Annotated in this window: 8 protein-coding genes; 3 read left to right on the top strand and 5 right to left on the bottom strand. The window is 44.8% G+C overall.

Annotated elements, in window-relative coordinates:
• The first annotated feature begins 256 nt into the window (after positions 1–256).
• Complete coding sequence (locus tag R7F64_RS14510; RefSeq protein ID WP_005380143.1) at positions 257–2,605, top strand: PilZ domain-containing protein; 2,349 nt, start codon at positions 257–259, stop codon at positions 2,603–2,605.
• A 63-nt stretch (positions 2,606–2,668) separates the two neighbouring features.
• Here the strand turns inward: R7F64_RS14510 and serB are convergent, their stop codons facing one another.
• Positions 2,669–3,649: a phosphoserine phosphatase gene (serB, locus tag R7F64_RS14505; RefSeq protein ID WP_005380142.1), complete on the bottom strand. Its 981-nt coding sequence runs from the start codon at positions 3,647–3,649 to the stop codon at positions 2,669–2,671.
• Positions 3,650–3,740: 91 nt separating this feature from the next.
• Here serB and R7F64_RS14500 point away from each other — a divergent pair, with 91 nt between their 5' ends.
• A complete protein-coding gene (locus R7F64_RS14500) occupies positions 3,741–4,346 on the top strand; it encodes a YtjB family periplasmic protein (protein ID WP_005391677.1) in 606 nt (201 codons plus the stop codon).
• 95 nt (positions 4,347–4,441) lie between these two features.
• On the opposite strand, the gene deoD is transcribed toward R7F64_RS14500, so the two are convergent.
• The 4 genes from deoD to deoC all read right to left on the bottom strand — a co-directional run bounded on the left by deoD (position 4,442) and on the right by deoC (position 8,796).
• Entirely contained in the window at positions 4,442–5,161 is a 720-nt protein-coding gene (gene deoD, locus R7F64_RS14495; RefSeq protein WP_005380140.1) for a purine-nucleoside phosphorylase, read from the bottom strand.
• A 143-nt stretch (positions 5,162–5,304) separates the two neighbouring features.
• The gene (locus R7F64_RS14490) at positions 5,305–6,525 is read right to left on the bottom strand and encodes a phosphopentomutase (protein WP_054700480.1); all 1,221 of its coding nucleotides are present in this window, start codon (positions 6,523–6,525) and stop codon (positions 5,305–5,307) included.
• Positions 6,526–6,593: 68 nt separating this feature from the next.
• Positions 6,594–7,922 carry a thymidine phosphorylase gene (gene deoA / locus R7F64_RS14485; protein ID WP_025768209.1) on the bottom strand — a complete coding sequence of 443 codons (1,329 nt, stop codon included), beginning with the start codon at positions 7,920–7,922 and terminating at the stop codon, positions 6,594–6,596.
• A 97-nt stretch (positions 7,923–8,019) separates the two neighbouring features.
• The gene (gene deoC / locus R7F64_RS14480; RefSeq protein ID WP_318071815.1) at positions 8,020–8,796 is read right to left on the bottom strand and encodes a deoxyribose-phosphate aldolase; all 777 of its coding nucleotides are present in this window, start codon (positions 8,794–8,796) and stop codon (positions 8,020–8,022) included.
• 90 nt (positions 8,797–8,886) lie between these two features.
• Between deoC and R7F64_RS14475 the strand changes: the two genes are divergently transcribed.
• Complete coding sequence (locus R7F64_RS14475) at positions 8,887–9,021, top strand: hypothetical protein (RefSeq protein ID WP_005391675.1); 135 nt, start codon at positions 8,887–8,889, stop codon at positions 9,019–9,021.
• Positions 9,022–9,031: the final 10 nt, after the last annotated feature.

Raw genomic sequence — 9,031 nt, 5'->3', positions numbered from 1 at the left:
ATGACAATTTATACTGTGTCTAATTTTTTATATTCGATAATAAAAGACTATTCATCTAACTAATTAACCAAGACTAGCGCCACAATCATTACAAACATACGCTCGTTTTGCTTTCGCCATGATGCCTCAATTTTTTCTACAAATGTGACTAAGCACAGCCAAGTCAGACCTGAACTGAAATGAACTATTGATATACTTAAGTATTACTTCGCTTAGCCGATACAATTTAAAGTAACGACATACTCTAACAGAAATAATGCAGCAATCTGAAATTCTCTCGCTCGCAGAACGACTCATTCCCGTTTACGGTACGAATGACTTTGACTTTGTCCTTGGCCAACTGACCGAGGAAGAGCCGCCTTCGGCCAAAATTTTGGTTAAAATGGAACTTAACCGCTTAATGGCTCCATGCAAAAAAAGCATTGATTTGCGAGGTCGCGTTCAAGGCGAATGTCGCGAGTATATTTTGGATGGCATTCCACATTGGTTGGATGATGTTGCTTTCAACGCTTACCATAAAAACATCAAAAAGTTTGGCTGCTACACGGAAGGAATGTGGGAAGCATTGGTCAACACGCGAAATAACTTTCGCGTAATGAGCAAGCGCCTTACTCAGCAAAAAACGCAATCGTTAACGGATCCTAAAAGCCCGTTCTTAGCAGAACCCGTTCACCTAGGCTACGATTTAAAGCGCCAAGAAAAACGCTTGAAAGTCCAATCTCAAGTTGAAATTTGCCGTTCTAAAGGACAGCTTCTTCATGGATTAAGCATTGATTTATCTAGCTCTGGCGCAAAGTTCAAAGTCCCTAGCGCATTTAAATATAACCTTGGGGAAATTATTCAGGTCACGTTTACTGAATTTGCCAGCAAATCTAACGTTGCAGGTATAGAGAAACCGCTTGCATACCGCATACTCGCGGTTGATGACTGTTACGAAAATGACTCAGTTCGATACCTCAGAACCATACGCTTAACTGACACCAATGTCGTCACCAGAGTGATAGATGAAGCGCTCAACAGTGCTGCTAAAAGGGCTCGTCACGACAATCAAGACAAGATTATTCGAGCTCGAACTCGCGGTTATGAGCACATCGCACTAAAGCACACCAGCAGCTTGCCTCTATTCTTTGATGGTAGTGACCTAAAATTAGCAATGTTAACGCCAAACAATCAAAAGCTTTGGCAATACTGGCACGATGAGAGAAACCAGCAAATGTTTGGTTCCTTATTCAACGAGCAACGCATCGCGTCACTCATTAAGCCTGGTGTGAAAGGAACAACCAATGTCCTTTATTCATTTACTCACGAGCACGAGAATCGAACCTATTTCTATTCGATGTTTCGCCCTGAAGCAACTCGCGAACAGCGCCAGCTATTTTGGCATTTAGGTGGCAAACGAGAGAGTTGGCGCGCCTTTAGAATTTCAATCTTTGAACTATCTGAGCAAGAACAGGAAGACCTAGCAGCTTTCTCTCCAGAGTTAGCAGAAACGTCTCAATCACTGACTCATATTGGTATTTTGCAAGAAATTGCTGACGAAAAATCAGGGCAGGATTACCTGCTAACTGAAAAGCCGCGCTTACCCGCTAATACGTTAAACGCGTTTCGTCATCCGAGAAGAGTTATCGGCAATCCAAAGGGCATTTATTTTGATGCAAAGTCTCGTCGAAAAGAGCCTCGTTATCGTTTTAAAACACCTTTAGAGTTGTACTCAGGACAAACTAAAACAGGCGGCTGTACTGTTGACCTTTCCAAACGAGGACTCGGAATTAGGCTAAGTGAGCCTACGATGTTACGTTCTGGGCAAGAGGTAAGAATCAACTTTCGAGAATTACAACTCTACGATAAAAAATTGCCGTTAATGTCGGTGCCATACCGAGTAATTCGTGTAAGCCCAGACGGTTGTAGCGTGCAGCTAGTTATTGATGAAAGCAGCCAAACCATGAAGGTAATCGCTTTTTTCAACAGCATTATCGAGCACAATCAAGACAAGCTAATCCCGCAAAAAGAGACGCTACCAAGTAATGCTCTACTTGAAAGGCTGCACTGCATGTTGCTCTCGCGTACGCTGAGCACGCCCATTTTTATCAGTAAGAGTACGTCATCTTCAATCAAAACCCCCGTTATCGGGGTGAACTTGCCGCTACCTAAACACATTGAGCTTTTTGCCCGTCTTGGGCATGACCAACTGTTGTCACTTGAACCTATCTTTAAAGGTCGGACAAGCACATTAATCGCAGAGCCAATAAAACGTGTAGAAGGTGCTCAAGCCAGACATCAGGATATCTACATAAGCGCCGCAAAAGTAGGCAATAAAATTACAGGCATTGAGTCAAAGCTTCATCAAGAGTTCAACAGCGTAAAAGAGCGGATTCAATTTATAAAGAAAGCGCGAATGATGGGTGACTTTTACGTGATTCGCCTTTCTACTGCGCCAATTTTCGATCCGATGACATCATTACTGCAACAAGATTTAAGTGACTTAACCCAATTTGGCGTACATCAAGCGAGCAAGTTAGAAAAAGAGTTAACAGCGCTCGTTGGTTACAGTGAATTTGAAGACATTACTGAAGAGGTTGTAATTAGATTGGAGTTAACCGAGTAAATTCAAAGTCATACCAAATTGAAAAAAAACACCGCCTTTCTGGCGGTGTTTTTGAATGGATGGTTAAGGTTTAGCTTTCCAGCTGACCTTTTGCTGCTTCACCAATGCGCCAGATAAAATACAGAGCACACCGCCCAACCCTGCAAAGCGAATCGCTGATTGCGCTTGAGCTTCCACTTTTGGTTTTGCGTGATACGCAATCCCTAATCCTGCCACCGACATCATCACAAGATCATTAGCGCCATCACCGACAGCAACCGTGTTGTGCTGCTCAATTTCATATTCATCCGCCAGTTCCACTAGAATGTCAGACTTCATCTGCGCCGTTACCACATCGCCAAGTACTTTACCCGTGAGTTTGCCGTCAATAATTTCTAATTGATTGGAGCGAGCAAAGTCTAAGTCGACTTTATCTTTGATGTAATCAGAGAAGTAAGTAAAACCACCGGAGGCAATCGCTGTTTTCCAGCCCAAGGCTTTCAACGTCGCAATTAGCGCTTCAAAGTCCGGCATGAATGGTAACTGGGAACGAACTTGTTCAAGAATTGATTCATCGGCACCTTTGAGCTTACCAACTCGCTGACGTAAACTTTGCTCAAAATCCAGCTCACCTTGCATGGCACGTTCAGTGACTTCAGCGACCTCATCCCCTACTCCTGCCAGTTTCGCGATTTCATCAATACACTCTATCTGGATCGCCGTTGAATCCATATCAAATACAATCAACCCTTGAGTTGATAGATCGGGCACTTCATTAAGCGAGGCGTAATCTAGGTTGAGACTTTGTAAGATCGTTTCATGTTGAGGAGTCAACTCTCCGGCCATCAGGGCTACTTCATATTGGCCAACTTTCCACGTTTCTAGTATTGGGTTGTAAAAGCCGGTGAAGAAATCAATGTCTTCGAAGTGACTTGGCGAAAGGTACTCAGCAAATACGATCCAGTTTGCTTTTGCTTTATCTAATTGGGAGGCAAATCGAGTCTCGGGTAATCGTTTTAAAAGTGTCGTATGTTTTCTGATAGGCAAGCTTTTTGACGCGTCCATGTATATAATCCCTTATGACTTTGCTAAAACGTTACCTCAACAAACTAAAAAGGCAAGTCTTTGTTTTATTTTAAATGGATGAGTAAAGAGCATGAGTGAATCTTTGTTCTCAGTAAGGAATGCCCTAAGAATTCTGGCACTAATCCTACTGTGTGTGATGTTGTTTATCACAATAAAAAACAGTGTTGTGATCAGTAAGGGTAATGAGAAAATTCAAGCACAACAGCTTGAAACGCTCACCAAAGTTTTGATTTCACAGGCGTCTCTTTCTGCCAGTGAGATGATTTTAACTAAAGATCAAGAACGATTACTTCAGCTAACAAACCAGCTAGCACAAGACCGTTTAGTGTTTGATGCAACAATCTACGATGCACAGGGTGTACGTTTAGCGTCTAGTGAAGAGGCATTATCGGTACGCGAAGTTCTTGGCCTGGATACGCCTTTGGCAACAGCTTCCATTGGTCGCCAGCAGTTGGTTGAACCAGTTTTTGCAGATGGTGCGCTTATCGGTTTTGTTCGCGTGACCTTTGAGACGGGCCGGGTGACGGCTATTTCTGACCACCACTATCGCAAGAGCGATCGTTATATGTACATGATGGTCTTAATGAGCTTTGTCTGTGGTATGTTGTTCATCTTGATTTTACGTCGACAACCGATACGTCGTAAAAAAGCGCCAAACCTGCTGCTAACCAAGTAACTAGGTAGCGCTAACAACTCATATAAAAACAGCCCGCAATGTGCGGGCTGTTTTTTTAGCTCTTGAGAGCGAAAAATAGAATGACTCTTCGTCGCTTACTCTTCGTCACCAAGCAATACTGAATCTAGTGCGATTAGCATCATGTCGTTGAATGTCGTTTGACGCTCGTCAGATGTAGTCTGTTCGCCAGTCTTGATATGATCAGAAACCGTACAGATTGTCAGAGCTTTTGCACCGTACTCTGCCGCAACACCGTAAATACCAGCCGCTTCCATTTCAACACCAACAATGCCGTACTTGTCCATTACATCGAACATTTCTGGATCTGGCGTGTAGAAAAGCTCTGCCGAGAATAGGTTACCAACTTTAACGTCAATACCGCGAGCTTTTGCAGCGTCTTCTGCCGCACGAACCATGTTGTAGTCTGCGATTGCCGCGAAGTCATGACCTTTAAAGCGGATACGGTTCACTTTAGAGTCAGTACATGCACCCATGCCGATCACAACATCACGCACTTTGATGTCTTCATTCACTGCGCCACAGCTGCCAACACGGATGATTTTCTTCACGCCGAAGTCTTTGATTAGTTCAGTCGCGTAAATCGAGCATGATGGGATACCCATACCGTGGCCCATTACCGAGATCTTACGGCCTTTGTATGTGCCTGTGTAACCAAACATATTACGAACGTCACACACTTGAACGACATCTTCAAGGAAAGTCTCTGCGATGTATTTTGCACGTAGTGGATCACCAGGCATCAGTACGACGTCTGCAAATGCACCCATTTCAGCATTGATATGTGGAGTTGCCATTTTCTTTTCCTTAACCTTTCTCTAGCGCTCCGCGCTTAAGGCGATATAAGCCAGAGTATTCTCATTTCCGACAAGCAGCATTTACATACTGCAAACATAAAACTAGGAGCAATCAAGCTCCTAGTTTTCAAAAACCTAACTAATTATAGGAAGTTCTTACCGTAATCCATTGGAGAAGTACCGAAGTAACTTGCCAATGTTTGACCGATATCTGCGAATGTTTCGCGGCGGCCAAGAGAACCAGCTGGTACTTTTTGACCATAAACCAATACTGGGATGTGCTCACGAGTATGGTCAGTACCTGGCCATGTTGGGTCACAGCCGTGGTCTGCCGTTAGGATAAGCACATCGTCTTCTTCCATAATCTCTAGCACTTCGTTGATACGATCATCGAAGTACTCAAGTGCCGCTGCGTAACCCGCTACGTCACGACGGTGACCGTAAGCTGAGTCGAAGTCTACAAAGTTAGTGAATACGATCGTGTTGTCGCCCGCTTCTTTGATTTGCTCTAGCGTTGCTTCGAACAATGCAGGGATACCTGTCGCTTTCACTTTCTTAGTGATGCCGCAGTTTGCGTAGATATCAGCAATCTTACCAATAGAAACCACGTTGCCTTGCTTCTCATCAACGAGCTTCTGAAGAACCGTTGCTGATGGTGGCTCTACAGAAAGATCACGACGGTTACCTGTACGCTCAAATTGACCTTTACCAGCACCAACGAATGGGCGCGCGATAACACGACCAATGTTGTAATCTTCTAGCTCTTCACGTGCGATTTGGCAAAGCTCTAGTAGACGGTCTAGACCGAAAGTCTCTTCGTGACATGCGATTTGGAATACAGAGTCAGCAGACGTGTAGAAGATTGGTTTGCCAGTCTTCATGTGCTCTTCACCAAGATCGTCAAGAACTTGAGTACCAGACGCGTGACAGTTACCTAGGAAACCGTCAAGACCTGCACGCTCAAGAATGCGGTCAGTCAATTCTTTCGGGAAGCTGTTTGCTTTGTCAGTGAAGTAACCCCAGTCAAACAGAACAGGAACACCTGCGATTTCCCAGTGACCAGACGGCGTGTCTTTACCTGAAGAAAGCTCTGCTGCATGACCGTATGCACCAATGATTTCAGCGTCTGCGTCTAGTCCAGGTGCGAAGCGACCTGTCGATTCTTTATGCGCCATTGCCAAACCAAGTTTCGATAGATTTGGAAGGCGAAGTGCACCTTGGCGATTGTCGTTATCTGCTAAGCCTTTGTCACATTGGTCAGCGATGTGACCTAGTGTGTCTGAACCTACATCACCAAATTCTTTAGCATCGGCAGTTGCACCGATACCGAATGAGTCTAGTACTAAAATAAATGCTCTTTTCATTGCTCGTTCCTTAGGCCCACTCGGCTTTTTATTATGGTTGAGTAGGCCTTGTGTAATTACTTGTTCTATTAGATATCTTCTGCTCGAATTTGGCGGTAAACCTCTGGAGTTGGTGTGTATTCACCACCTACTTTGATTGCACTGCGCAGTGCTTTTGCCGCTTCTTCCCATTGCTCTTCAGTGCGAGCGTGGATGACCGCAAGAGGTTTATCACTGTCTGCGACCTCACCTAGGCGGATGAACTCGTCGAAACCAACTGCGTAGTCGATTTCATCAGTAGCAACACGACGACCACCACCCATAGCAACCACAGCCATGCCGATAGCACGTGTATCCATTGCAGAGACAATGCCCGTTTCTGTTGCGTAAACTGGCTTAATGATTGCTGCTTTTTCTAAGTAGTTGTCGTAGTTTTCTACGAAGTCCGCAGGGCCGCCTAAACCGGCAACCATCTTGCCGAAGCACTCAGCCGCTTTGCCGTTATCCAGCACTTCCATCAGTTTTGCGCGTGCGTCTTCTGTGTTCTCAGCAAGCTTGCCAAGTACTAACATTTCAGCACATGAAGCCATGGTCACTTCAAGTAGACGAGGATTACGGTATTCACCCGTTAAGAAACGAACCGCTTCACGAACTTCCACTGCGTTACCCGCTGAAGACGCCAATACTTGGTTCATGTCCGTAAGAATTGCCGTAGTTTTAGTGCCAGCACCGTTTGCTACCGCAACGATTGATTTTGCTAGCTCTTCAGACGCTTCGTAAGTTGGCATAAATGCACCTGAACCCACTTTTACGTCCATCACTAGCGATTCCAGACCCGCCGCCAGTTTCTTAGAAAGGATCGACGCCGTAATCAGGGAGATATTGTCTACCGTTGCGGTAATATCACGAGTCGCGTAAACACGCTTATCCGCAGGAGCAAGGTCACCAGTTTGACCGATGATCGCCACACCAGCGTCTTTGGTTACTTGACCAAAAACATCGTTGCTCGGCGTAATGTTGTAACCAGGGATAGATTCAAGTTTATCCAGCGTACCGCCTGTATGACCAAGACCGCGGCCAGAGATCATAGGTACGAAACCGCCACACGCTGCCACCATTGGGCCAAGCATTAAAGAAGTTACGTCACCCACACCACCGGTTGAGTGTTTGTCGACAATTGGACCACCGAAGTTCATGTGGCTCCAGTCGATAACCATGCCCGAATCACGCATTGCACACGTTAAGGCGATGCGCTCATCCATGGTCATTTCATTAAAGAAAATCGTCATAGCAAACGCCGCAATCTGACCTTCAGATACCGTGTTGTTCGCTACGCCTTGAATAAAGAAGTTGATTTCGTCTGCGGTAAGTACTTCACCGTCACGTTTTTTACGAATGATTTCTTGTGGTAAATACATTAGTGCCTCCCAAGCTCTTTTGAGCCATGGTTGTAGTAGGATAGAAGAGGTTTGGTAGCACCCGTTTAGGTGCTACCGTTCAGACGTATTATTGGAATTAGTACGCTGTTGGATCAGCGACGTCGTCCGATACTTCTAATGTATTTAGTAGGTTGGTTAGCAGGCTAGACGCACCAAAACGGTAGTGACGAGCATCAACCCAGTTGTCACCTAGGATTTCGTCAGCCATTGCTAGGTATGCTGCTGCGTCTTCAGCAGTGCGCACACCACCTGCTGGTTTGAAACCAACAGTTTCTGCAACACCCATGTCGCGAATAACTTCAAGCATCATGCGAGCGTATTCTGGTGTTGCGTTTACTGGCACTTTACCAGTTGAAGTTTTAATGAAGTCAGCACCTGCTTCAATACAGATTTGAGATGCTTTCTTGATTAGTGCTTCTTCTTTTAGTTCACCTGTTTCGATGATCACTTTAAGAAGAACGTCACCACAAGCTTCTTTACATTGCTTAACTAGTTCGAAGCCTACTTTCTCATCACCCGCCATTAGCGCGCGGTAAGGAAAAACTACGTCAACTTCGTCTGCACCGTAAGCAACCGCCGCTTTTGTTTCAGCAACTGCGATTTCAATGTCGTCGTTACCATGTGGGAAGTTCGTTACTGTTGCAATACGAACCTCTGGCGTACCTTGCTCACGAAGTGTCTTCTTAGCAATAGGAATAAAGCGAGGGTAAATACAAATTGCAGCTGTGTTGCCTACTGCTGTTTTCGCGTCATGACATAGTGAGATCACTTTTGCATCAGTGTCATCGTCATTCAACGTAGTTAGGTCCATAAGTTTAAGTGCACGTAGCGCTGCTGCTTTTAAATCGCTCATTTCTATCTCCGATCAATATTCAAAAAATTCACTACTCAGCCTTACATCACGTCTTTAACTATAATCAACAAGTCGAGACAATGTGAGTAAATGGCTAAACAGTCTATTAATGAACGGACTTGGTTCCCTGAAGACTCGGCATATACAGCGAAAATTTATCATATGCCAATTGCTATCCTTGTCACCGCACAGTACCAGTTTGGCCTATGGCACAACAATCTATGATTGCGGTGTC

Origin of the sequence: Vibrio sp. Vb1980 (assembly GCF_033338615.1) — a bacterium.
In the GTDB taxonomy this organism is placed as follows: domain Bacteria; phylum Pseudomonadota; class Gammaproteobacteria; order Enterobacterales; family Vibrionaceae; genus Vibrio; species Vibrio alginolyticus.
The sequence above is the reverse complement of the archived record's forward strand: the minus strand, read 5'-3'. Positions and strand labels throughout refer to the sequence as shown.